This is a genomic window from Pseudomonas sp. S10E 269 (assembly GCF_002798465.1).
Lineage (GTDB): Bacteria > Pseudomonadota > Gammaproteobacteria > Pseudomonadales > Pseudomonadaceae > Aquipseudomonas > Aquipseudomonas pergaminensis.
On the sequence record NZ_PHIJ01000001.1, the window covers coordinates 2,301,471 to 2,326,176 of the forward strand.

The window sequence follows — 24,706 nt, forward strand, 5'->3', positions numbered from 1 at the left end:
AACGAATGAGCGAGGTGTTGGCGTGAACATTAATGCAACCCTGATTGGCCAATCCGTTGCGTTCTTCATTTTTGTAGTGTTTTGCATGAAGTTCGTGTGGCCTCCGGTCATCGCGGCTTTGCACGAACGTCAGAAGAAGATCGCTGATGGCTTGGACGCTGCCAGCCGTGCAGCTCGCGACCTGGAGTTGGCCCAAGAGAAAGTGGGTCATCAACTGCGCGATGCTAAAGCACAGGCAGCTGAGATCATTGAGCAAGCCAAGAAACGCGGTAACCAGATCGTCGAAGAGGCTGTTGAAAAAGCCCGCGTCGAAGCTGACCGTGTGAAGGCTTCGGCTCATGCCGAGATCGAACAGGAACTGAACGGCGTCAAAGACGCGCTGCGTGCCCAACTGGGTGCTCTGGCGGTCGGCGGTGCTGAGAAGATCCTCGGTGCCACAATCGATCAAAACGCGCACGCGGAGCTGGTTAACAAACTGGCTGCTGAAATTTAAGCGAGGGCGATCATGGCAGAACTGACCACGTTGGCCCGACCTTACGCTAAGGCAGCCTTCGAGCACGCCCAGGCCCACCAGCAGCTGGCCTCTTGGTCAGCCATGCTCGGCCTGGCTGCAGCAGTGTCGCAAGACGACACCATGCAGCGCGTGCTCAAGGCCCCGCGCCTGACGAGCGCAGACAAGGCCGCCACTTTTATTGAAGTGTGCGGCGACAAGTTTGATGTGAAAGTGCAGAACTTCATCAATGTCGTTGCCGAAAACGACCGTCTCCCGCTTTTGCCGGAGATTGCCGCTCTGTTCGACCTGTACAAGGCCGAGCAAGAGAAATCGGTAGACGTTGAAGTCACCAGTGCTTTTGCATTGAACCAAGAACAGCAAGACAAACTCGCCAAGGTTCTCAGTGCACGACTCGACCGGGAAGTGCGCCTGCAAGTTGCGGAAGACAGATCCCTCATTGGGGGCATTGTCATTCGCGCCGGCGACCTGGTTATCGATGGCTCGGTTCGCGGCAAACTCGCGAGCCTTGCCGAAGCATTGAAATCTTGAGTTTGAAGGGGCAGCAGAGCAATGCAGCAACTCAATCCTTCCGAAATAAGTGAAATTATCAAGGGCCGCATCGACAAGCTCGATGTGACCTCCCAAGCCCGTAACGAAGGTACTGTCGTCAGCGTATCTGACGGCATCGTGCGGATTCACGGTCTGGCCGACGTCATGTACGGCGAGATGATCGAGTTTCCGGGCGGCGTCTACGGTATGGCCCTCAACCTGGAGCAAGACTCCGTAGGTGCCGTTGTATTGGGCGCGTACACCAGTCTGGCTGAAGGCATGAGCGCCAAGTGCACAGGCCGCATCCTGGAAGTTCCGGTTGGTAAGGAACTGCTGGGTCGCGTAGTCGACGCACTGGGTAACCCTGTTGACGGTAAAGGTCCACTGGGCAACACCGAGACCGACGCGGTCGAGAAAGTTGCTCCAGGCGTGATCTGGCGTAAGTCGGTAGACCAGCCTGTACAGACTGGCTACAAGGCTGTCGATGCCATGATCCCAGTCGGCCGTGGCCAGCGTGAGCTGATCATCGGTGACCGTCAGATCGGTAAAACCGCTCTGGCGATCGACGCGATCATCAACCAGAAGAACAGCGGCATTTTCTGCGTCTACGTAGCGATCGGTCAGAAGCAATCGACCATCGCGAACGTGGTTCGCAAGCTGGAAGAAAACGGCGCCCTGGCCAACACGATCATCGTGGCTGCCAGTGCTTCGGAATCTCCTGCGCTGCAATTCCTGGCACCGTACTCCGGTTGCACCATGGGTGAATTCTTCCGCGACCGCGGTGAAGACGCGCTGATCGTTTATGACGATCTGTCCAAGCAAGCAGTGGCTTACCGCCAGATTTCCCTGCTGCTGCGCCGTCCACCAGGCCGTGAAGCTTACCCAGGCGACGTGTTCTATCTCCACTCCCGTCTGCTGGAGCGCGCATCCCGCGTTTCCGAAGAGTACGTAGAGAAGTTCACCAACGGCGCAGTGACCGGCAAAACCGGTTCCCTGACCGCACTGCCGATCATCGAAACCCAGGCTGGCGACGTTTCCGCGTTCGTTCCGACCAACGTGATTTCCATCACCGACGGTCAGATCTTCCTGGAATCGGCCATGTTCAACTCGGGCATCCGCCCTGCAGTGAACGCCGGTGTTTCGGTATCCCGTGTGGGTGGTGCCGCTCAGACCAAGATCATCAAGAAGCTCTCCGGTGGTATCCGTACCGCTCTGGCTCAGTACCGTGAACTGGCGGCATTCGCCCAGTTCGCTTCTGACCTGGACGAAGCGACCCGTAAGCAACTTGAGCATGGTCAGCGCGTTACCGAGCTGATGAAGCAGAAGCAATACGCCCCAATGTCGATCGCTGACATGGCGTTGTCGCTGTATGCCGCTGAGCGTGGGTTCCTGACCGACGTTGAAATCGCCAAGGTCGGCAGCTTTGAACAAGCGCTGATTGCTTACTTCAACCGCGATCACGCCGAATTGATGGCGAAGATCAACGTGAAGGGTGACTTCAATGACGATATCGACGCTGGCATGAAAGCCGGTATCGAGAAGTTCAAGGCCACCCAAACCTGGTAAGCCGCAGCGGGAGCCGCAAGGCTCCCGCTTGCTAACCTGATAGGTGTTACATGGCAGGCGCAAAAGAGATTCGCAGTAAGATTGCGAGCATCAAAAGCACGCAAAAAATTACCAGCGCCATGGAAAAAGTGGCGGTCAGCAAAATGCGCAAGGCACAAATGCGCATGGCTGCTAGCCGTCCTTATGCGGAGCGTATCCGCCAGGTAATTGGGCATCTGGCCAACGCCAACCCGGAATACCGCCACCCGTTCATGATCGACCGCGAAGTAAAGCGTGTGGGTTATGTGGTTGTGAGCAGTGACCGTGGTTTGTGCGGTGGTTTGAATACCAACCTGTTCAAGGCCCTGGTCAAGGACATGGCGGTAAACCGCGAAAACGGCGTCGAGATCGATCTGTGTGTTGTTGGTAGCAAGGGTGCGGCCTTTTTCCGCAACTTCGGCGGTAACGTCGTTGCAGCTATCAGCCACCTGGGTGAAGAGCCGTCGATCAATGATTTGATCGGCAGTGTGAAGGTGATGCTGGATGCGTACCTGGAAGGCCGGATTGACCGCCTGTCCGTGGTATCCAACAAGTTCATCAACACCATGACCCAGCAGCCAACCGTGGAGCAATTGATTCCACTGGTGGCGACTCCGGATCAGGAACTCAAGCACCACTGGGACTACCTCTACGAACCAGACGCCAAAGAGCTGCTTGACGGCTTGATGGTGCGCTACGTGGAGTCGCAGGTGTACCAGGCGGTGGTCGAGAACAACGCAGCTGAACAAGCGGCGCGGATGATCGCGATGAAAAACGCTACCGATAACGCCGGTGATCTGATCAGCGATTTGCAGCTGATCTACAACAAGGCGCGTCAGGCTGCGATCACCCAAGAGATCTCGGAAATCGTCGGCGGCGCTGCCGCGGTTTAACGGTTCAAATATTCAGAGGATCCAGCTATGAGTAGCGGACGTATCGTTCAAATCATCGGCGCCGTTATCGACGTGGAATTTCCACGCGACAGCGTACCGAGCATCTACAACGCGCTGAAAGTACAAGGCGCGGAAACTACTCTGGAAGTTCAGCAGCAGCTGGGCGACGGCGTAGTTCGTACCATTGCGATGGGTTCCACCGAAGGCTTGAAGCGCGGTCTGGACGTTGTCGACACTGGCGCTGCCATCTCCGTACCGGTCGGTAAAGCGACCCTGGGCCGGATCATGGACGTACTGGGCAACCCGATTGACGAAGCTGGCCCGATCGACACCGAAGAGCGCTGGGGCATTCACCGTCCAGCACCTTCGTTCGCCGAACAGGCGGGCGGCAACGATCTGCTGGAAACCGGCATCAAGGTTATCGACCTGGTATGCCCGTTCGCCAAAGGCGGTAAAGTCGGTCTGTTCGGTGGTGCCGGTGTAGGCAAGACCGTAAACATGATGGAACTGATCCGTAACATCGCCATCGAGCACAGCGGTTATTCCGTGTTCGCCGGTGTGGGTGAGCGTACTCGTGAGGGTAACGACTTCTACCACGAGATGAAGGACTCCAACGTTCTGGACAAAGTGGCACTGGTTTACGGTCAGATGAACGAGCCGCCGGGAAACCGTCTGCGCGTAGCACTGACTGGCCTGACCATGGCCGAGAAGTTCCGTGACGAAGGTAACGACGTTCTGCTGTTCGTCGACAACATCTACCGTTACACCCTGGCCGGTACCGAAGTATCCGCACTGCTGGGCCGTATGCCTTCGGCAGTAGGTTACCAGCCGACCCTGGCTGAAGAGATGGGCGTTCTGCAAGAACGTATCACTTCGACCAAGGAAGGTTCGATCACTTCGATCCAAGCGGTATACGTACCTGCGGATGACTTGACCGACCCGTCGCCAGCGACCACCTTCGCCCACTTGGACGCCACCGTCGTACTGTCCCGTGACATCGCTTCCCTGGGTATCTACCCAGCGGTCGATCCACTCGACTCGACTTCGCGCCAGCTGGACCCGAACGTGATCGGCCAGGAGCACTACGACACCGCTCGCGGCGTTCAGTACGTGCTGCAGCGTTACAAAGAACTGAAGGACATCATTGCGATCCTGGGTATGGACGAGCTGTCGGAAACCGACAAGCAGTTGGTATCCCGCGCTCGTAAGATCCAGCGCTTCTTGTCGCAGCCGTTCTTCGTGGCTGAAGTCTTCACCGGTGCATCGGGTAAATACGTTTCCCTGAAAGACACCATTGCTGGCTTCAAAGGCATCCTCAACGGTGACTACGACCACCTGCCAGAACAAGCGTTCTACATGGTCGGCGGCATCGAAGAAGCGATCGAGAAAGCCAAGAAACTGTAATCCAAGCGCCCGGCAACGGGCGCTCATCAGGTTGAGGCAATCAGATGGCTATGACAGTCCATTGCGATATCGTCAGCGCGGAAGGGGAAATCTTCTCCGGTCTGGTAGAAATGGTGATTGCACACGGCGACCTGGGTGACCTGGGTATTGCCATGGGCCACGCGCCGTTGATCACCAGCTTGAAGCCAGGTCCTATCACGCTGACCAAGCAAGGCGGGGAAAAAGAGGTGTTTTACATCTCTGGTGGTTTCCTCGAGGTTCAGCCGAACATGGTCAAGGTACTTGCCGACACCGTGCAACGTGCTGGCGACCTGGATGAAGCCTCCGCTCAGGAAGCCGTCAAGGCTGCCGAGAAGGCCCTGAACGAAAAGGGCGCGGACTTCGACTACAGCGCTGCTGCTGTACGTCTGGCCGAGGCTGCAGCTCAGCTGCGCACGCTCCAGCAGATCCGCAAGAAGTAAGCGGCCATGCCGTCATGCTTCATGCGCGATTGATTAAAAAGGGTAGCCTCGGCTACCCTTTTTCTTTTTTTGCAAAACACTTCTCAGGTCTGAAGCCGGACCGCCCAGGATTGGTAGCCATTCATGTCTCTTGAAATCGTCATTCTCGCCGCAGGCCAGGGCACCCGCATGCGTTCTGCCCTGCCCAAGGTGCTGCACCCGGTTGCGGGCAATTCCATGCTGGGTCATGTTATCCACAGCGCCCGACAGCTCGACCCCCAGCGCATTCACGTGGTGATCGGTCACGGTGCCGATGCAGTGCGTGAACGTCTCGCCGCAGACGACTTGAATTTCGTCCTTCAAGACAAGCAACTGGGTACTGGCCACGCCACCGCGCAGGCCGTCCCTTTCATTACGGCCGACACCGTGCTGATCCTGTATGGCGACGTACCGTTGATCGAAGTGGAAACCCTGCAACGCCTGCTCAAGCACGTTGTGCCTGGCCAGATGGGCCTGCTGACCGTTGAGCTGGACGACCCCACCGGCTACGGGCGCATCGTACGCAATGCCGACGGCAAGGTCGCCGCCATCGTTGAGCACAAGGATGCCAGCGAAGCCCAGCGTGCCATCACTGAAGGCAACACCGGTATTCTCGCAGTGCCCGCCAATAAGCTCGCTGACTGGATGAGCCGTCTGTCCAACAACAACGCCCAGGGCGAGTACTACCTCACCGACGTCATCGAAATGGCCGTGAGTGATGGCCTGCTGGTTGCCACTGAACAACCCCACGACCCGATGGAAGTGCAGGGCGCCAACGATCGCAAACAGTTGGCCGAACTGGAGCGTCACTATCAATTGCGCGAAGGCCGTCGCCTGATGGCCCAGGGTGTGACCCTGCGCGACCCGGCGCGTTTCGATGTGCGCGGTGAAGTGACCGTCGGCCGTGACGTGCTGATCGACATCAACGTGATTCTCGAAGGCCGTGTGGTCATCGAAGACGACGTGGTGATTGGCCCTAACTGCGTAATCAAGGACAGCACCCTGCACAAGGGCGTGGTAATCAAGGCCAACAGCCATATCGACGGTGCCGTGATGGGCGAGGGCAGTGACGCCGGCCCGTTTGCGCGGTTGCGTCCGGGCAGTGTGCTGGGCGCCAAGGCCCATGTGGGTAACTTCGTTGAATTGAAGAATGCCAAGTTGGACGCCGAAGCTAAAGTTGGCCACTTGACCTACTTGGGTGACGCCACTGTAGGCGCACGAACCAACATCGGCGCCGGCACCATCACGTGTAACTACGATGGCGCCAACAAGCACCAGACCACCATTGGGGCGGACGTGTTTATCGGTTCCAATAACTCCTTGGTTGCTCCGGTCACCCTTGACGATGGCGCCAGTACAGCCGCCGGCTCAACCATCAACCAGGATGTGGATAAGTCCCAACTGGCCGTCGCTCGCGCCCGCCAGCGCAACATCGATGGCTGGAAGCGTCCGGTCAAAATCAAAAAGACCTGAGTTATCCACAGCCCCCCTCACCAACAGGCATCCAATGTGGGAGGGGGCTTGCCCCCGATAGCGGAAGTTCAGCCAACGTAGTCAGTGGCTGAAACACTGCTATCGGGGGCAAGCCCCCTCCCACATTTGCGCTGCGTCATATCAAAAATTTGCTGTATCCCGCTTGACGATCTTTCGCCAATAGGTTTTGATTGCCTTCGTTATCTTTCGAAACGAAACTTATCATCACCATGTCGAAACGAAATACCCCCCAGCGGCGCCACAACATCCTGACTTTGCTCAACGAACAGGGCGAAGTCAGCGTGGACGAGTTGGCCAAACGTTTCGAAACGTCGGAAGTCACCATCCGCAAGGACCTGGCTGCGCTGGAAAGCAACGGCCTGCTGCTGCGCCGCTACGGTGGCGCTATCACCATGCCCCAGGAATTGGTGGGCGATGCCACTCAACCGGTGTCGGCCTACAAGCGTGCCATCGCGCGTGCTGCGGTCATGCGCCTGCGCGAACACGCCCGCATCATCATCGACAGTGGCAGCACCACCGCCGCGATGATCCCGGAGTTGGGCCATCAGCCCGGCCTGGTGGTGATGACCAACTCCCTGCACGTGGCCCGCGCCTTGAGCGAACTGGAACATGAGCCCGTGCTGTTGATGACCGGCGGCACCTGGGATCCGCATTCGGACTCGTTCCAAGGCCAGGTTGCCGAGCAGGTGTTGCGTTCTTACGACTTCGATCAACTGTTCATCGGTGCCGACGGCATCGACTTGGAACGCGGCACCACCACCTTCAACGAATTGCTGGGCCTGAGCCGCGTCATGGCCGAGGTCGCCCGTGAAGTGGTGGTGATGGTCGAATCCGACAAGATCGGCCGCAAGATTCCCAACCTGGAACTGCCGTGGAGCAGCGTCCATACCCTTATCACCGATGATCGCCTGCCGCTTGAGGCCCGCGACCAGATCCAAGCCCGCGGCATTACGCTGATATGCGCGGCAATCATCTAGGAGAAACACCATGTGTGGCATCGTAGGCGCAGTCGCTGAACGCAACATCACCCCCATCCTGCTCGAAGGCCTCAAGCGCCTGGAATACCGCGGCTATGACAGCGCCGGTGTGGCCGTCTTCACCAACGCCGGCAAGCTTGAGCGCATGCGCCGCCCGGGTAAGGTCAGCGAGCTGGAGCAAGCCTTGCTTGGCGAGCCACTGGTAGGCCGCCTGGGCATTGCCCACACCCGCTGGGCTACTCACGGTGCACCGTGCGAACGCAATGCCCACCCGCACTTCTCCGGTGACCTGGCCGTGGTCCACAACGGCATTATCGAAAACCACGAAGTGCTGCGTGAACAGCTCAAGGGCCTGGGTTACGTGTTCACTTCGGACACCGACACCGAAGTCATCGCCCACCTGCTCAACCACAAGCTCAAGGACCTTGGCGATTTGACGGTCGCCCTCAAGGCCACGGTCAAGGAACTGCACGGCGCCTATGGCCTGGCCGTGGTCAGCGCCAGCCAACCCGACCGCGTGGTTGCCGCGCGCAGTGGTAGCCCGCTGGTGATCGGCCTGGGCTTGGGCGAAAACTTCCTCGCGTCCGACCAATTGGCCCTGCGCCAAGTCACCGACCGCTTCATGTACCTGGAAGAAGGCGATATCGCCGACATCCGCCGTGAAAGCGTGCAGATCTGGGACGTAAACGGTCAATCCGTCGAGCGTGAAGCCGTGCAATACCGCGACGGCGCTGAAGCGGCCGACAAGGGCGAGTACCGCCACTTCATGCTCAAGGAAATCCACGAGCAACCCGCAGTGGTGCAACGCACCCTGGAAGGTCGCCTGAGCCAGAACCAGGTGCTGGTCAATGCCTTCGGCCCACAAGCCGCCGAACTGTTTGCCAAAGTGCGCAATGTGCAGATCGTGGCCTGCGGCACCAGCTACCACGCAGGCATGGTTGCCCGTTACTGGCTGGAAGAACTGGCCGGTATCCCGTGCCAGGTGGAAGTCGCCAGTGAGTTCCGCTACCGCAAGGTGGTGGTGCAGCCCGATACCCTGTTCGTGACCATCTCCCAGTCCGGCGAAACCGCCGACACCCTGGCCGCCCTGCGCAATGCCAAGGAGCTGGGCTTCCTGGCCAGCCTTGCGATCTGCAACGTCAGCATCAGCTCCCTGGTGCGTGAATCCGACCTGACCCTGCTGACCCAGGCCGGTCGTGAAATCGGCGTGGCGTCCACCAAAGCCTTCACCACCCAGTTGGTTGGCCTGCTGTTGCTGACCCTGTCCCTGGGCCAGGTTCGCGGCACCCTCGCCGAAGGCGTCGAAGCCACCCTGGTCGAAGAACTGCGCCGCCTGCCAGCCCGCCTTGGTGAAGCCCTGGCGATGGACAGCACCGTAGAAAAAGTCGCCGAGCTGTTCGCCGACAAGAACCACACCCTGTTCCTCGGCCGTGGCGCGCAATACCCGGTGGCGATGGAAGGCTCGCTCAAGCTCAAGGAAATCTCGTACATCCACGCCGAAGCCTACCCGGCCGGCGAACTCAAACACGGCCCATTGGCCCTGGTGGATGACGACATGCCGGTGGTGACCGTGGCGCCGAACAACGAACTGCTGGAGAAGCTCAAGTCCAACCTGCAGGAAGTCCGCGCCCGTGGCGGCCAACTGGTGGTGTTCGCTGATGAAAAAGCCGGCATGACCAACGGTGAAGGCACTCATGTCATCAACATGCCGCACATCAACGACACCCTGTCGCCGATCCTCTACACCATCCCGCTGCAACTGCTGTCGTACTACGTGGCCGTGCTCAAAGGCACCGACGTAGACCAGCCGCGCAACCTGGCGAAGTCGGTGACGGTGGAGTAACCCGCCATCCCCTGGAGGCCCGCCCGGGCCTCCAGGCTCCCGCGAAAGGACGCGCGCTCGATGCAAACTTCGTCCCAAATTCACCAGCGCTTGAACAACCGTCGCTTCACCGTCGCCAACAACGCCCAAGGGCTTTCCGGCTCGGGCACGGTGTTTCATTACCTTGTCGAGGGTGATGCCATCTCCGGCACTTACCAGGGCGGGCGCATTCGCCTGGGCACGCAAGTGGGACGAGTGACAGGCCCGGACACTATCGAACTGCTTTTTCAGTGCCTGACCTTGGAAGGTGAGCTGCTGTCCGGTTGGTCGCGTGGCACGGTCGGGTTGGATGCTGCCGGCCTTACCAGGCTCAGCTTTGTATGGGGTTGGTTGTCGGGGGCGACGGGAGGCGGGGAGTCAAGCTACGTTGAGCTTGCTGCGTGCGACAACCACTCCTAAGGCACAAACTCCACCCGCAACCCCCGGCTCGTACTGCGCCCCTGATCATCACTGACCCGCAGCCGATACTCCCCCGACTTGCCCGGCCGCCAATTCAACGTGGTTTGCGGTGGCCCTTGGCCGATCAAGGTTTGATCGGCAAACCAGTACAGCGTGGTTGCATCGCTGGCGGCGTTGGCATTCAACGGGATGCTTTCCTGGGGCTGGGACAGGCGCAGTTGATAGCTCACCTGGGTCAGCGGCGAGCGGATCTGCGGGGCTTCGCTCTGGTCGCTGAGGCGGTTGGGCTGGCAGTTTTTCATCACGTTTGGCGGGGTACGTCGCGGCAGCCCGGCGGCGCGGTACAGGCGTTGCACGTCGCTCGGCCAGAATTCGAAGACTTCTTCGCGGGTGTATTGCGCGTCAAACGGCGGGCAGGCGGCCTTGCCGGTGCGGGTGTCGATCAGCACCGGGCGGTGCAGGTTCGACACGCGAATCGGCGATACGCCGGGGATGTACCAGGTCTTGCGGGTTTGCGGGCACCAGCGGTTGGGCAACTCGCCGGACGCGGCGCAGACATCAATGCGCACTAATCCGGCGGGCGGTTTGTCGGCTTTGATCACCACGTTGGGCAAGGCCAAAGGCAGGGCGTCGGCGATGCGGAAGAACAACGGCGCGGCGGTCTTGGCTCCGATGAAGGCTGGGTTTGGACGACCATCGAAGTTGCCCACCCACACCACCAGCACGTAGGGCCCGACCAGTCCTGCACTCCAGGCATCGTGAAAGCCCCAGGAGGTGCCGGTTTTCCAGGCGGTGCGCCAGTGACGGCCGGGCAGGCCATCCGGGCGTGGGTTACGGCGCAGCATGTCGCGCACCATGAACGCTGCCTGGGGCGTCAGCAGTTGGGCCCCCGTGGTCTGGGGCTGTTCCTGCAAATAGCGCAACGGGCGAAGGTGCCCATCACCGGCCAACATCACATACAGCCGCGCCAGCTCTTCCGGGGTCATCTCCCCGCCCCCCAGGGCCAAGGCCAGGCCGTAATGGCTTTCGTCGCGCAGGCCTTTGATCCCGGCGCGCTGCAACAGCCCGTACAGGGACGGCGACTTGACCTGGCTGGCCAGCCACACCGCCGGGATGTTGCGACTACGGATCAGGGCGTCCCGCGCGGTCAGCGGGCCGACAAAACTGCCGTCGAAATTTTCCGGCTGGAAGTAGCCGAAGTTACTCGGCAAGTCCTTGAGGATGCTCATGGGGTGGATGACCCCTTGGTCCAGCGCCAGCCCATACAAGAAGGGCTTGAGCGTCGACCCTGGTGAGCGTCGCGACAGCACGCCATTGACCTGGCCGTGCAGGCTTGTGGATAAGTAGTCCGCCGAACCCACCAGCGCTTTGACACTCTGGTCGCGGCTGTCGATCAGGATCGCCGTGGCGTTTTCCACACCTGTACTGCGCCGTTCGGCGATAAAGCCGGTGATCAGGCGTTCGAGCAATTGTTGCAACGGCAGGTTGAGGGTGCTGTTCAGCTCATTTCCGGCCTGGGAGGCCAGCAACTGTTCACTCACGTGCGGCGCCAGGAACGGGATCTGCTGGCGGTTGCGGGCCTCAAGGGGCAACTCCAGCAAACTGTCGTTACGCGGATCTTGTGGATAAGTCTCACGCCAGTCGTTCATCAAGCGCAGGCGGGCGTTTTGCAGCGACGGCCCGAAGCGTGCGCGCCTGCCAGGCTGCTGGGGAATCACTGCCAGCGCCAGTGCCTCGGACAACGACAGCTGCGCCGCCGACTTGCCGAAGTAGATACGGCTCGCCGCCTCGGCCCCTTCGATATTTCCGCCCATGGGCGCCAAGTTCAGGTAGGCCTCCAGGATGTCGTGCTTGCTGTAGCGCGCCTCCAGCCACAGGGCCAACGCCATCTGCTGCAACTTGCCCGGCACCTGGCGAGTGTTCAGGTCCCACAGGCGCCGCGCCAGTTGCATGCTCAAGGTCGAGCCGCCCTGGCGCTGGCCACCGCTGTAGGTAGCCATGGCTGCGCGCAGCAATGCCGGGGGATTGATCCCCGGGTGCCAATAGAAATTGCGGTCTTCCTTGAGCAACAAGGCCTGGACCAGCGAAGGAGAGATCCGCTCCAGCGGTAGCCACAGGCGGTATTGCCCGTCATCCGCCAATGTCATCCGCAGCAGCGAACCGTCGTCGGCCAGTACCACCCGCGATGAGGTCACGGCCTGTTCCAGCGGGGCGTGAGGCCAAAGCCGCAGGCCCACCAGCACTACCGCCGCTACGAGCAGCGGCGGTGCCAGGCGCTTAAGGCTTGGTGATTTCAAGCTGGCCTACTTTGCCGCGCCCTTGCAGGGTGGTTTCGTACATGCCTTCGGCGTAGGCCGGTGGCGTGTTGAAGGTACCGGCGTTGGTGGCGCGCACGCGGTACACGAATGTGCCGACATCCCGCAGTGCGGTGCCGTACAACACCACCCGATCATCACGCACGTCCACATACTCCGGCTGCCAGTTGCTCAGTTCGGTTTCACCGATAGGCGCTTGCCAGCTTTGTTCTTCCTGGCTGTCTTCCTCGACGTACTCGGACTCTTCACCCTCACTGTCCTCGCTGCTGGCGGCTTCCGGCTCCGGCGGCAGGTTATACACAGGCTCGACGCCACCGGGCAGCAGGTCGACCACGGCCACTTGCTGCACCTGATCGCGGTCGGTAGCGCGCAGGCGCAGGCGCACCAGGAACTCATCACCCACCGCAACCTTGCTCACGGGCTCGCCCTTGAGGTCGAGGTATTCGTGGATGATTTCCAAGCCGTTATTGATCGGCTTGAGCTTGGCGCCCTTGTCGAAACCGGCTTCGCTGAGCATGTAGAACGCGGCCGGGCCGTCGGATTTTTCCATCACCAGCTTTTGCGTGTTGCCCGGCACGGCGGCGCGCGGCGGCTGGCCGGCCATCTCCAGCAATTGCTGCTGCTTGTCGCCCAGCCAGGCGGTGGCCTTAAGGGTCATGTCGCTTTGCGCACGCTGGCCATAGTTATCCAGGGCGCGCAGCAACAGGGCCGCCGACAGCGAGTTGTAGCGCTGCTCGTTGAGGCGCTTGCCGAGTTTGTCCAGCAGCGCCGTGGGCACATCGTCCATCAACTCGGGGAAGTGGCGTGCCAGCAGGTGCAGGTGTTCGGCGTCGTGCACCAGCGGGTCGTAGTACAAACCGTCGCTGTCCCACTTATCCACAAGCGAACGCCAGGGGATTTTGCGGAACAGTGTGTCAGCCTGGCGATCCTGCTTGAGCAGCTTGTAGCTGGCCGCCAGGTAAGCGGCGCCCAGGTCATTCTGCCAGGTGTCCTTGAAGTAGCTTTCGTAGCGCTCGCGGATATCGCTCAACGCACCGCTCACTAGAATCCCCTGACGGCTCAGCAGGTAACTGGCGTAGGCCCGGTTGCGCAATTCCGACAGGCCTTCGCTAGGGCCATTGGCCAGATCCGTCAGATACGCATTCGAGCGCACCAACAGGTCTTCCGGCACCGGCAAGCCGCGCTCCTTGGCTTCGATCAAGAAGTCGGTGGCGTACAGGCTGGCATACGGTGCCACGTCCGGGTTGGCTGCCCACAAACCAAAGCCGCCGGCCTGGTTCTGGCGCTGGCGCAGCATGCGCACCGCACTGCCGAAGGCCTGTTCGGCTTCAGGTGCGTTGCCGCCCCAGATCAGCGCCGGCATGGCCTTGGACACCAATTGCTCGGTGCAGGCGTAGCCGTAGTCGTCCAAGTAATGCTTGAGGCCGTTGGCCCACACCAGCGGCGACGCGGCCACGCCCAGCTGTACGTCGCGCAGTTGGCTGAACAGCTCGCGGGTGGGTTTGAGCTCCTTGCTGGCGCTGTCGAAACGGCCCAGGCTGAGGGCCACGCGATGCTCGCTCAACGGCCGGATCGAGGTGGTTTCCGCCACTTGGATACGCTTGCCGTCCGGCAGTACCGCGACAAATCGCAGGTCCGCCGAGCCGAGGGTGTCACCGACCTTGATCTTGAACTCGGCCGTGCCTTCCTTGCGCGGCTGCAGGGACAAGGTGCTGCCCTTGTCGCCCTGCACAACCAGGCCTGCGCTGGTCTGCACTTCAAACTTCACGTCCGCCGCCGCGTCGAGATTGCTGAACACCCCGGCGCTGACGTTGAACACATCTCCTGGCGCGACAAAGGCCGGCACGTTTGGCGTGATCACGATCGGCCCGCGCACGTCGGTCGTGGCTTCGCTGACGCCGACACTGTCGCTGTCCACCGCCACCGCGAACAGGTGCAGCTTGCCGTTGAAGCTGTCTGGCACTTGGTAATGCAGCACGGTTTCGCCGGCCGGCAAGTCCACCAGCCCGGACCACCAGGCCACCGGCGGCTGGTGTTTACGCTTGAACGGGTTGAGGTGATTGGCCAGGGCGCCTTCCGTATCGCCACCGGGCGCCGCCCCACTGAGCAGGCGGCTGAATTCCGGCAGGATCAGGTCAAGGATCTGACTGGTGCCAACCTCCAGCGCACGCTTCTGGAAGAAGAAACCCAGCGGGTCCGGCGTCTGGTAGCGCGCCACTTGCAGGATGCCTTCATCGACCGCGTAGACCACCGCGCGGCCCGGGCGATCAGCGTTGACCTTGATATCCAGCAGCTGCCCCGGCTCGATCTTCGCCGGGCCTTCAACCTTCAAGGCCATGCGCCGCGCATCCAGGTTGATGCTGAACGGCACCACGCCGTAGGACAGCGGGCTCATGTACACCTCGGCCGAGCCCATGTCGCGCACAAACTGCACGTTCACGTAGGCATTGCCCTCAAGCCCTGCCGGCACACGGATGTGCTGCACACTGTTGGTGCTGTCGGCCTTGAACCACTGCTGGGTGTAGACCTTGTCGCGTTCGATGGTGATCAAGCCGGCGCCGGTATACGGCGCTCGAATGCTGATGGCGATCTCATCGCCAGTGGCGTAGCTGCGTTTATCCAGGCGCAGTTGCAACTCGGCATTGCGTTCCAGGGAGCGCGATGTGTTGCCACGCCCGGCCACGCTGTAGTCGATCTGGTTGAGCAGGTTGCCGTTGGCGTCCTTGAGTTGCAGGGTAAAGTCGCCCGGCGTGCCGGTGTTTAAGGTCTGCTTGGCGCCTTCCTTGGTCATAACCAGCGGTGAGGCCGGTTGGCTGATGTTCTTGATGCGCGACTCATACTTGTAGGTGCCGTTGGACTGTTTCACCAGCACCGACACATAGCGGTGCTCGACCACTTCGCTGGTCAGGCCATCCACCGCCATCGGCGTAAGGTCCGGCGCGACGGCCAGCCATTGCACCTGGCGCGGGGCATCCTTGGCGACGTACGACAGCGAATCCTGACTTTTCACACCGACCAGATAAGGCGCGGACGACACCAGCAAGGCACTTTGCGCCGCCACATTGCGGCCGCCTTCGGCTTCGAACACCTGCGTCATTACCTGCAGGCGATAGGTGCTGTTGGCGAAGCGTTGCAGGTTGAGGTCGAGCACGGCCTGGCCGTTGTCGTCGACGGTGGTTTCGGCCAAGTCTTCGGTCGTGGCGTCTTCCAGGGAGTCGTTGAGGCGGAAACGGTAATCCGGGTAGCGGTCAAACGCCGCGAGTGTCGGGCTCAGGGACATCTTCGCGGTGACCCGACGGCCGGCTGCCGGAGCGCCGAACAGGTGCATGGCGGTGACCTTGGCCACCACTTGGTCCGGTGGAATCCAGCCCTGCACAGGGGTGTCATGCAGGCTCAGGCTGACCTTCATGCGGTCCGGCTCGAAATCGCGGACCTTGAAGTTCACGCTGCCCAGGTCGGTGCGGGTCTGTTTCTGGCCGATCAACTGCAAGGTTGCGGTGTACTCACCGGCAGGGGCGACTTCGCTGCTGGGGAAATCAAAGGTTTCAAAGCCACTGGCGGACAGCTTCAATGGCTGGCGAATCACTTCCAGGCCACGCGGGTCGGTGATCTGCAGCTCCACCGGCAGGCCTTGCAACGCGCCTTTCCAGTTACCGCTGCGCACAATCATGCCCAGGTGCGCGGTTTCGCCCGGCCGGTACAGGCCACGGTCGGTAAACAGGTAGGCGCTGAGGCGATCAATCGCACCGTCTTCTTCCAAGCCGCCTACGTCGAAACGCGACAGATCCAACTGCTGGGACTGGCGGGCGATCGGCAGGAACGACTGGTCATTGCCGCGAGTAACCACATACATCAGCGGCGTTTTCTCACGGCGCAGTTCATCGAGCTTGGCGAAATGCGCATGGCCTTCGGCATCCGTGTGGCCGCTGCTCACCGGCAAACCGTTGCGGCCGATGATGTCGACTTGCGCGTCGGAGACTGGCGAACCGTTGCCAATGGACTGTACGTACACATCGTGGCTGCCATCGCTGGAGCGCTTGGCAATGATGCCCAGGTCCGTCACCACGATGAAGCGCAGGTCGCTCGTGCTGCTGCGGTCGTACTCGAATGTGCGCGGGGCCGGGTCATCCTGCGGGCTGAGCTTGAGCACGAAAATGCCGCGCCGGCCGCCATTGGCGGTGAGGTAGTGGCTCAGGTCGACATTGTCATAGACGGTTTTTGCCGGGTCATTGGATGACAGGGGGATATCCAACGCCTGACGCTCGACCATGCGATCGAAATACTCATTGCCGAAATTCGGCCGGGCAAAGCTGCCGCTGCTCTGGTCCACCAAGTGTTGCAACTGGTTGGGCAGCAAGCGCGCGATTTCCACATGGGCGCCAGGTACACCACGGGCCATGAAGCCCAGGCGTTTTTCGCCGTTGAGGCTGAGCAAGGCGCCGTCGGACAGGAACTGCAAGGTGCGTGGGTACGCCGGCATGCTGATCAGCGACGCTGTAGGATTCTTCGCCAGATAGCCGCCGATGGCTTCCAGGTTGGCGGGCACGCGTACATACACCGCGCGACCGGCAGGGGCCTTGAATTTGAAGGCGTGCAAGGTATTAAGCGGTTCGACGCTGGGCACGTGGGTCAGGTTGACCTTGGTGCTGCGGGCGAGCAGGGCGTCATCGATGTCGTTGCTGCTGTAGGGACGCGTGTCGTCCTGGGCTTTTTCCGGCAACAGCCAGGCCTGGACCTTGCCGGCGATGGTTTCGTCGGCCAAGGCGCTGGAGCTGCTGAACATCAGCACGGGCTCCGGCTCGCCACGTTCGTTGTCGACAAAGCTCACTTCGGCCCCGGTGAAGGTCAGGCGATAGCGACCGGGCACGGTGACTTCTGCCACCAGCGGCGCGGTGCTGGCGTTGCCGCCGTCGCGGGCCTTGATGCCCTCGTCGAGCTTGGCGCTGACCGGCGTGCTTTCCAACGGGGTCGCCAGGGCGGCGGAGCGTACGTAGGCGTTGAGCTTCTTCTCGTCGAAGGTGATTTCCGGGCGGTTGGGCAACTGGGCGTCGCGGTAGGCCAGGCCTTTGCCCAGGGTCACCGTGACGCGCTTGCGCAGGGTGTCTTCATCCACCGGGTGGGAAAAACGGAAGGTTGCCACCAGCTGTTTCAGCGTCGGGTTGGACGGGTCTTGGTACAGCTCGTTTTGTGCCAGGGTGGCGCGGAACGGTTGAGTGGAAAACTGCGTGCTGTATTGGTCCAGCAGCACGCCGTCGGCCAGCAGGTTTTTCTTTGCCAGTTCGACGGTGTAGTGGGCGTCGATGGGCCAGTCTTTTTCCGGTACGAACAACAGGCTGCGGTCATCCGCCCAGCGCCAGGTGCCCGCGACTGCAGGTTTGAGGGTGATGCCCTCGGTAACCGGTTTGCCGATGGCCGCCAGTGGGGCCACGGACTCGCCGAAACGCACCTGCAAGTTATCCACAACCGGCGTTTGCTGGGTGTAGTCGGTGAGGTTCGGCTTGTGCAGCGAATAGCTCGCGGTATGCGGCTTTGGCAGGTTGGAATACCAGTGCCAGCCATAGAAACCGGCAGCGGCCAACAGGACCAGTCCTAATACGCCGGCAGCGGTTTGACGTGGGTAAGCGCGGGCTTTGCTGCCCAGGTTCGCCAGCCCACGGCCGGTGGCTCGCAGCCAGACCGGCGGATGCCATTGGCCAAAGATGGCCCCCACCACAGTCAATATCGCACCGACAATACGGCGGCTGATCGCTTTGAACGAATCGAACATGGTGAGCATCCCTGGCTAAGTGCGGCGTATCTTACACGCGTCTTTGATACAAAAGATGACGCAGATACGCCGCCCTGCTAGGCGTGTTGCACAAAAGTGAGACGCACCGCAAAACCAATCAAAAGACTGCCGAATAACCACTGTTGCAGACGCTGCGCCGAGCGATTGCGTGCCAGCCACTGGCCGATGCGCGCGCCGGCCAGGGCGTAGCAACAGTCGAACGCGAAACCGACGGCCACCAGGATCACGCCCAGCAACGCAAACTGCGCTGCCACCGGGCCGGCCTGGGGGTTGATGAATTGCGGCAGCAGTACCGAGCAGAACAGCAGCGCCTTGGGGTTGAGCAGGTTGGTCAGCAAGCCGCGTTGGAATGCTGAACGCCAGGCATGGGCTGCCAGTGGGGTGTTTGCTGTCTCCAGGGATGGCAGCATAGTCGCGCGCAGGCATTGAATACCCAGGCATAACAGATAGGCCGCGCCACCCAGGCGCACGACATCAAAGGTCCACGGCGCCACCTTGAACAAGGTCGCCAACCCCATGCCCGCCAACGCCACATGGCAGGCGCGAGCCAGTCCCAAGCCAATCGCCGTGGTCAGCGCCAACGCCTTGCCCTGGCGCGCTCCGGTCTGCAGCAGCAGGATCATGTCCGGCCCGGGCAACAGATACGCCACCGACAGTGCCACCAGGAATAACCAGAGTTCCGCCATGCCTCACCCCCTTGTATGTTGGCCAATTCTAGGGCCGAAGGGTGGGGCAGGTGCTTGCGTAGTCAGCCACAAAGGCGTCTATTCTTGGCATAACCTGCCATTTACAACCTTATCGGCCATGCATTTATGCCAAACCTTAAACTCGATGCGTTTGACCGCAAGATTCTTGAAGCCCTGCAACGCGACGGCCGCCTGAGCAATGTGCAACTGGCGGACGAGATCGGGCTGTCTGCTTCACCCTGTCTGCGGCGCGTGCGTCTGCTGGAAGAAGCCGGTGTGATTCGCGGCTACCAGGCCACGCTGGACCGTGACGAAGTCGGCCTGGGGATGATGGTGTTCGTGGGCGTGAAGGTGGAGCGGCATAACGACACCGAGGCCAACGCCTTTCGCGAGGCAGTAACGGCGCTGCCGGAAGTGATCTCGGCGTTCCTGGTGTCAGGGGAGTCGGACTTTCTGTTGCAGGTGGTGGTGCCGGACTTGCGCGGGTACGAACGGTTTGTCACGGGCAGTCTGTTGAAACTGCCGGGGGTGAGGGACATCCGCAGCAACTTCGCGATCCAGACCGTAAAGACCCCAGGCGCATTGCCGCTGGGGCATTTGCCAGGCTAATGACTGTAGGAGCGGCTTGCCGGCGATGAGGCCCGTGAATTTCATGAACGTTCCGGGTCGCCATCGCCGGCAAGCCGGCTCCTACAGGGGCTTGTTCAGGTCCACCAGTAGCGCACGAGGTGGAAGAAGATGGGCGCGGCGAAGCACACCGAATCCAACCGATCCAGCATCCCGCCGTGCCCTTCGATCATATGGCCCCAGTCCTTCACGCCCCGGTCGCGCTTGATCGCAGACATCACGATGCCGCCAGCAAACCCCAGCAGGTTGATCAGCAGCGCAATCAAGAACGACTGCCACGGGTTGAACGGCGTGGTCCACCACAATGCCGCGCCGATCAGCGACGAGAGCAGAATCCCGCCGATAAACCCTTCCACCGTCTTCGAAGGGGACAGGTTGGGCGCGATCTTGTGTTTGCCGAACAGCTTGCCGCACACGTACTGCAGCACGTCGGACAACTGCACCACGATCACCAGGTAGGCAATCAGCAGCAGGTTGCGGCCTTCGTAGCCGGGGATGTCGAGGGTCAGCAGGGCGGGCACGAACGACACGCAGAACACCGCGATCATCAAGCCCCACTGCACCTTCGAGGCACGCTCCAGGAAGTGTGTGCTGTCGCCGCCGAGTGAGGCGAGGATCGGCAGCAGCAGGAACACGTACACCGGGATGAAGATCGAGAACAGGCCGTACCAGTCTGAATAGATCAGCAGGTATTGCAGCGGTAGCGCCAGGTAGAACGCGGCGACCAACGCTGGGTAGTCGCTGCGGCGGGTGGGGGTGAGGGTGAGGAATTCGCGCAGGGCGTAGAACGACACCGCGTAGAACAGCAGGATCACCGCGCCGGTGCCGAGCCAGAAGGCGATGCCGATGACCACCACCATCACCCACCAGGCGTTGATGCGCGCGTTGAGGTTGTCGATGACGGCGTTTGGGCTGCCACGGGTGCGCAGTTTGAGGATCAGGCCGATCAGCGAGGCGAGCACCAGGATCGCGCCGATGCCGCCGAACAACATCAGGGTTTGGCTATCCATGTCAGACGTGCTCCGGGGCAAGGGCGAGCAGGGCATCGCGAGTGCGGGCGAGGAAGGCGGTTTTGTCTTCGCCTTCCTCCAATTGCAGCGGCGCGCCGAAGCTGGTGGTGCACAGCAGGGGCAGCGGCAGTACACGGCCCTTGGGCATGACCCGGTTGAGGTTGGCGATCCATACCGGGATCAGTTCGGCCTGTGGGTAACTTTTGGCCAGGTGATACAGGCCGCTTTTGAATGGCAGCAGGCCGTCTTCGAGATTGCGCGTGCCTTCGGGGAAGATGATCAGCGAGTCGCCGCCTTCCAGGGCATTGAGCATGGGCTGCAATGGGTTATCCACAGGCTCTTTGCGTTCGCGGTCGATCAATACGCCGTTGAATACACGGTTGATGATGTAGCGGCGCAGAGCGCTTTTATTCCAGTAATCGCTGCCGGCCACCGGACGCGTGAATTTACGCAGGTTCTGCGGCAGCGAGGCCCACAGCAACACAAAGTCGCCGTGGCTGCTGTGGTTGGCGAAGTAGATGCGTTGCACCGGCACCGGCGCGCAACCCAGCCACAGGCTGCGCGCTCCGGTGACGGTGCGGGCCATGGAGGTAATCAACGTGGCGACCACGGGTTCGAACATGAGGATTCCTTATCCGGCGAAAGGCAGCCAAGGGCTGGCGAGGATCACGCCCAGGGTCAGCAGCGCTTGTGCGCCGAGCAGCCAGGCTTGTTTGCGCAACAGTTTGAGCGCGCCGCGACGGCGTTCGGGCCAAGGCCGGCCAACGCGCTTGGGCGATTGCAGGCCGAGGGTTTGCAGGGCCTGGTCAAGGTCCGGGGTGCGCTCGATATCACGCGCCAACAGAGCAAACAGGTCGGCGTCGAAGGCCACCCGCAGCGCCCAGTACTTTTGCAGCAAGCCGAGGATAATCATCCACAGGCTGAGCAACAGGCAGATCGTCGAGATGCTCGCCATCAACAACTGGGCCAAGCCGAACAACACACCCGCCACGGTCAGGCCTGTGGATAACTGATCGAGCGAGCGGCCACGGCGTAACAGGCTGGCAACCACTTGGAGTTCCATATCAGCTGGCATGGGGCAAACCCTCCAACGCTTCACGGTGTGCGGGGTGCAGGACCACATCGGCCCGCGCTGTACGAATGATAGTCAGCGCCTGCTCTACCGTCGCGGCACGCCCGGAGTGCAATAACCAGGCGGCAACGGCGGTAGCACTGCGTGAGTAGCCGAGGGCGCAACACACCAGCAATGGGCCGCTGGCGCGCAGGCGTTCGATGGCGTGGGCGGCCTGCAGGCATTCGTCGGGCGTTGGGGCGATCAGGTCCAGTACGGGGATGCATTGGTAAGCGCGGCCCTGTGGATTAATCGGCAATTCGGCACACAGATCGACGATGGCCTTGAAGGGCGCCTGCTCGTTTGTCGTAGGAATTCGACCGAGCCATACATTATCCACAACGCGGTCGGGTTGGGGATGCTTGCGTGTCCACAGGCGCGAGTTTATCCACGCGGCTGCCAGGTACGGCGCATACAGCCACCGCGCGGCGGGCGTCAGTTGGCCATTGGCGCGTTTCTGGAAACCCGAAGCGCCCAGTACGAAGTAATTGGCCTTGATCAAGGCGAGAGACACCGCCGGCCAAAGTATCCACAGCCAGCCGCCGCCGAGTACCCAGGCAAGAACCCCCAGTAACAAGGCACCCAGGCCATAACGCACGCCCAACCGCCAGCGCTTGGGGTCTTGTGTGAGCCGCGCATTCAAAAGCGGGCTCGGATGTTCCACCGGCCACAGCCACACGCATATCCACCCCGCGAGGGCGCCTGTGGGTAAGTCGATAAAGTGATGTTGATAAGTGGTCAGCACCGAAATACCGATCAATGCGAACCAGCCGTGCACCAGCCAACGCCACACGCCTTGGCTATGGCGCTGGTACATGACCCACAGGATCACCAGCAGCGCGATGTGCAGCGACGGCGCCTGGTTGAAAGGCTTGTCGAAGCCTGCCAGCACGGCAAACAGCCAGCCGAAAACGCCATCCAACGCTGGCCGCTCGAAGGTGAAACGCAGCGGCCAGAGCAGGAAACAACTGACCGCGATGACCTGGGCCGACAGTAGCCGCAATGCATGCTGTTTCAACTCATGCCGAGTGTTGGGCAGCAGCAGGGAAAACCCGTAGAGCAGGTCGATGGACCAGTAGGGCACGATGGTCCATGCCCAGAACGGCATATGGGTTTCCCAGCCGAACACCAGCGTGCCGACGTCGCTGCGTTGGCTGGTCACCCACGTGGCAAAGCCGTAAGTACTGAAGAACAGCGGCGCCAACAGCAGCAGCCAGAGGACCGCTGGTTTCAACAAGCCGGGTTCGCGCATGTTCAGATCTTCTGTGCCAGGGACACGGTAAAGATGCCCCACTCATCCACACGTTGGGTGATCTTGCGAAAGCCGGCAGCTTCCACCAGTTGATCCATTTCCGCCTGGCTGCGACGACGCATCACCCAGGCTTGGCCCTGGCGATGGCTGGTCAGCGCCCGGGCGATCAGTTCCAGTTGCGGGTGCCACGGTTGGCCGGTGTAGACCAGGTAGCCACCGGGCTCCAAGGCCTCGGCCAGTCCGGCCAATGAGCCGCCGACCATGCTGTTGTCGGCAAACAGTTCATACAATCCGGACACCACCGCCAGCGTTGGTTTCGGGTCCAGCGCCGCCAGATCCAGGCGGTCGAACGCATCCCCTTTGACGAACTGCGCGATATCCCCAAGGCCTTTCTCGCGGATCAGCGCGCCACCGTCGCGCACGTTGATGTCGCTGTAGTCACGCAGCAGGATCGATTCCGGCAGCGGCGATACGCCCTGCAAGGCTTCAAGGATGTAGCGACCGTGGCCGGCAGCGATGTCGACGATGCGCACTTCACGCTGTTCATCCCGCAACTTGGTCATGGCCAGGCGCAGCAGTTCCTCGACGTTCAGCTTGCGTTGGCGAATGCCGCGCCAGCCAATGGAGTTGAGGTAATTGGTGTCGATCATCCGCCCCAGCCCGCCCTTGCCGGTGGGCGTGTTGCGGTACACATAGTCCAGGGTGCTGCCGGAGTCGAAACCGGTGTCGAAGCCCAGTTTCACGCCATCCGACAGGTTTTTGCCCAGGCCCATGCTGGCGCGGGTCAGGCGCCAGTACAGGTCGCGCAGGGAATTGCGCGGCAGCGGCGCGGCGAGGGCTTCGGATTCGGCGCAGGTGGTGCCCAGTTTGTCCGCATCCAACAGCGAGGCGCGGTCCAGCGGGTGTTCGAAGTTCTGCAGGATAAAGCGCCTGGCGCTGTTCACGGCGGTGGCGCGGTCACGTTCGCCGAGGGTGTCGTGGAAGAACCCGGGAAGGATATGCAGCTCTTTTTTCAGGCTGCCAAGGCGGTCGAAGAATTGCTGCTGGGGTTTGCGATGCACCACAAAGTCGGAGCCGGAGACCAGCAGTTGGGTCGGCACCTGGATCGCCTGGGCATCGGCGACTACCCGGTCGGCCGCCTCATACAGGCCCAGCAGCACGTTTACCGAGATTGCCTTGGTGATCAGTGGGTCAGTGTCGTAGGAGGCTACGCGTTCCGGGTCATGGCTGAGGAACTTGGCCTTGACATAGCTGTTGACGAAAAAGTTGCCGCGAAACTTGCGCATCAGCGCCAGGCCCGGCCGCGCGAACGGCACGTAGAGCTTGACCTTGAAGGCCGGGGAGGCGAGCACCAGGGCGCGGATTTTCGGCGCGTAATCGTGTACCCACGTGGCGGCAATGACCGCACCGACGCTTTGGGCGACGACGGCGAAGTTTTCTTCCTCGATGCCATAGGTGGCACCGATGTGGTTGCAAAAGGTCTGCACATCGCGGGCGCTGGTGGCGAAGCTGGGGCTGTCACCGCGCTCGCCAGGGGACTGGCCGTGACCACGGGCGTCCCAGGCGAAGAAGTCGAACTGCGCCAGGTTCAGCTCATCGACCAGGTGGGCGATACGCCCCGAATGCTCATGGCCGCGATGGAACAACACAATCGCTTTGCGCGGCTCGCCGTCTGCCTGGGCGGTGGCTGGCCAGTGCCGGTAGAAAAGCTCGACGCCATCATGGGTGCTGAAGCTGTGCTCTTGCTGTTCGCGCATCGCAAA

19 protein-coding genes are annotated in these 24,706 nt (G+C 61.3%); 11 read left to right on the forward strand and 8 right to left on the reverse strand.

Features of this window, described 5'->3' with window-relative positions; translation table 11 throughout:
* Positions 1 to 22: 22 nt before the first annotated feature.
* From CWC48_RS10635 to CWC48_RS10680, 10 genes are all read left to right on the forward strand, one after another.
* A complete protein-coding gene (locus CWC48_RS10635; protein ID WP_015886647.1) occupies positions 23 to 493 on the forward strand; it encodes a F0F1 ATP synthase subunit B in 471 nt (156 codons plus the stop codon).
* Between the two features lie 12 nt (positions 494 to 505).
* Positions 506 to 1,042 (forward strand): F0F1 ATP synthase subunit delta, encoded by a 537-nt coding sequence (locus CWC48_RS10640; protein WP_003233569.1) that lies wholly within the window; start codon positions 506 to 508, stop codon positions 1,040 to 1,042.
* Between the two features lie 21 nt (positions 1,043 to 1,063).
* Positions 1,064 to 2,608 (forward strand): F0F1 ATP synthase subunit alpha, encoded by a 1,545-nt coding sequence (atpA, locus tag CWC48_RS10645; protein ID WP_003177064.1) that lies wholly within the window; start codon positions 1,064 to 1,066, stop codon positions 2,606 to 2,608.
* A 50-nt stretch (positions 2,609 to 2,658) separates the two neighbouring features.
* The gene (gene atpG, locus CWC48_RS10650; RefSeq protein ID WP_010565870.1) at positions 2,659 to 3,519 is read left to right on the forward strand and encodes a F0F1 ATP synthase subunit gamma; all 861 of its coding nucleotides are present in this window, start codon (positions 2,659 to 2,661) and stop codon (positions 3,517 to 3,519) included.
* Between the two features lie 27 nt (positions 3,520 to 3,546).
* A complete protein-coding gene (gene atpD / locus CWC48_RS10655; protein WP_015886645.1) occupies positions 3,547 to 4,923 on the forward strand; it encodes a F0F1 ATP synthase subunit beta in 1,377 nt (458 codons plus the stop codon).
* A 44-nt stretch (positions 4,924 to 4,967) separates the two neighbouring features.
* Positions 4,968 to 5,384, forward strand: coding sequence for a F0F1 ATP synthase subunit epsilon (locus CWC48_RS10660; protein WP_015886644.1), 417 nt, complete (start codon positions 4,968 to 4,970; stop codon positions 5,382 to 5,384).
* Between the two features lie 123 nt (positions 5,385 to 5,507).
* Positions 5,508 to 6,875 carry a bifunctional UDP-N-acetylglucosamine diphosphorylase/glucosamine-1-phosphate N-acetyltransferase GlmU gene (glmU, locus tag CWC48_RS10665; protein ID WP_100491839.1) on the forward strand — a complete coding sequence of 456 codons (1,368 nt, stop codon included), beginning with the start codon at positions 5,508 to 5,510 and terminating at the stop codon, positions 6,873 to 6,875.
* Between the two features lie 230 nt (positions 6,876 to 7,105).
* A complete protein-coding gene (locus CWC48_RS10670) occupies positions 7,106 to 7,873 on the forward strand; it encodes a DeoR/GlpR family DNA-binding transcription regulator (RefSeq protein ID WP_078050831.1) in 768 nt (255 codons plus the stop codon).
* A gap of 10 nt (positions 7,874 to 7,883) precedes the next feature.
* Positions 7,884 to 9,716 carry a glutamine--fructose-6-phosphate transaminase (isomerizing) gene (glmS, locus tag CWC48_RS10675; protein WP_034110478.1) on the forward strand — a complete coding sequence of 611 codons (1,833 nt, stop codon included), beginning with the start codon at positions 7,884 to 7,886 and terminating at the stop codon, positions 9,714 to 9,716.
* Positions 9,717 to 9,776: 60 nt separating this feature from the next.
* Positions 9,777 to 10,154 carry a hypothetical protein gene (locus tag CWC48_RS10680; protein ID WP_100491840.1) on the forward strand — a complete coding sequence of 126 codons (378 nt, stop codon included), beginning with the start codon at positions 9,777 to 9,779 and terminating at the stop codon, positions 10,152 to 10,154.
* Here CWC48_RS10680 and pbpC read toward each other — a convergent pair.
* The 3 genes from pbpC to CWC48_RS10695 all read right to left on the reverse strand — a co-directional run bounded on the left by pbpC (position 10,151) and on the right by CWC48_RS10695 (position 18,943).
* Entirely contained in the window at positions 10,151 to 12,451 is a 2,301-nt protein-coding gene (gene pbpC / locus CWC48_RS10685; RefSeq protein WP_100491841.1) for a penicillin-binding protein 1C, read from the reverse strand. The genes CWC48_RS10680 and pbpC overlap by 4 nt on opposite strands.
* Complete coding sequence (locus CWC48_RS10690) at positions 12,432 to 18,236, reverse strand: MG2 domain-containing protein (RefSeq protein WP_100492513.1); 5,805 nt, start codon at positions 18,234 to 18,236, stop codon at positions 12,432 to 12,434. Before CWC48_RS10690 ends, pbpC begins: the two co-directional genes overlap by 20 nt.
* 77 nt (positions 18,237 to 18,313) lie before the next feature.
* Positions 18,314 to 18,943, reverse strand: a complete 630-nt coding sequence (locus CWC48_RS10695; protein ID WP_078050828.1) for a LysE family translocator — start codon at positions 18,941 to 18,943, stop codon at positions 18,314 to 18,316.
* A gap of 126 nt (positions 18,944 to 19,069) precedes the next feature.
* Between CWC48_RS10695 and CWC48_RS10700 the strand changes: the two genes are divergently transcribed.
* Complete coding sequence (locus CWC48_RS10700) at positions 19,070 to 19,552, forward strand: Lrp/AsnC family transcriptional regulator (protein WP_016978705.1); 483 nt, start codon at positions 19,070 to 19,072, stop codon at positions 19,550 to 19,552.
* Between the two features lie 95 nt (positions 19,553 to 19,647).
* On the opposite strand, the gene CWC48_RS10705 is transcribed toward CWC48_RS10700, so the two are convergent.
* From CWC48_RS10705 to CWC48_RS10725, 5 genes are read right to left on the reverse strand one after another with little or no spacing between them, the layout of a single operon-like run.
* Entirely contained in the window at positions 19,648 to 20,580 is a 933-nt protein-coding gene (locus CWC48_RS10705; RefSeq protein WP_078050827.1) for a phosphatidate cytidylyltransferase, read from the reverse strand.
* A 1-nt stretch (position 20,581) separates the two neighbouring features.
* Entirely contained in the window at positions 20,582 to 21,202 is a 621-nt protein-coding gene (locus CWC48_RS10710; protein ID WP_100491842.1) for a 1-acyl-sn-glycerol-3-phosphate acyltransferase, read from the reverse strand.
* Positions 21,203 to 21,211: 9 nt separating this feature from the next.
* The gene (locus CWC48_RS10715; protein WP_078050825.1) at positions 21,212 to 21,655 is read right to left on the reverse strand and encodes a hypothetical protein; all 444 of its coding nucleotides are present in this window, start codon (positions 21,653 to 21,655) and stop codon (positions 21,212 to 21,214) included.
* On the reverse strand, positions 21,645 to 22,943 hold the full coding sequence (locus tag CWC48_RS10720) for a phosphatase PAP2/dual specificity phosphatase family protein (protein ID WP_100491843.1): 1,299 nt from the start codon (positions 22,941 to 22,943) through the stop codon (positions 21,645 to 21,647). The genes CWC48_RS10715 and CWC48_RS10720 overlap by 11 nt, the downstream gene beginning before the upstream one ends.
* Before the next feature lie 2 nt (positions 22,944 to 22,945).
* The gene (locus CWC48_RS10725; RefSeq protein WP_100491844.1) at positions 22,946 to 24,700 is read right to left on the reverse strand and encodes a bifunctional alpha/beta hydrolase/class I SAM-dependent methyltransferase; all 1,755 of its coding nucleotides are present in this window, start codon (positions 24,698 to 24,700) and stop codon (positions 22,946 to 22,948) included.
* Positions 24,701 to 24,706 lie beyond the last annotated feature (6 nt).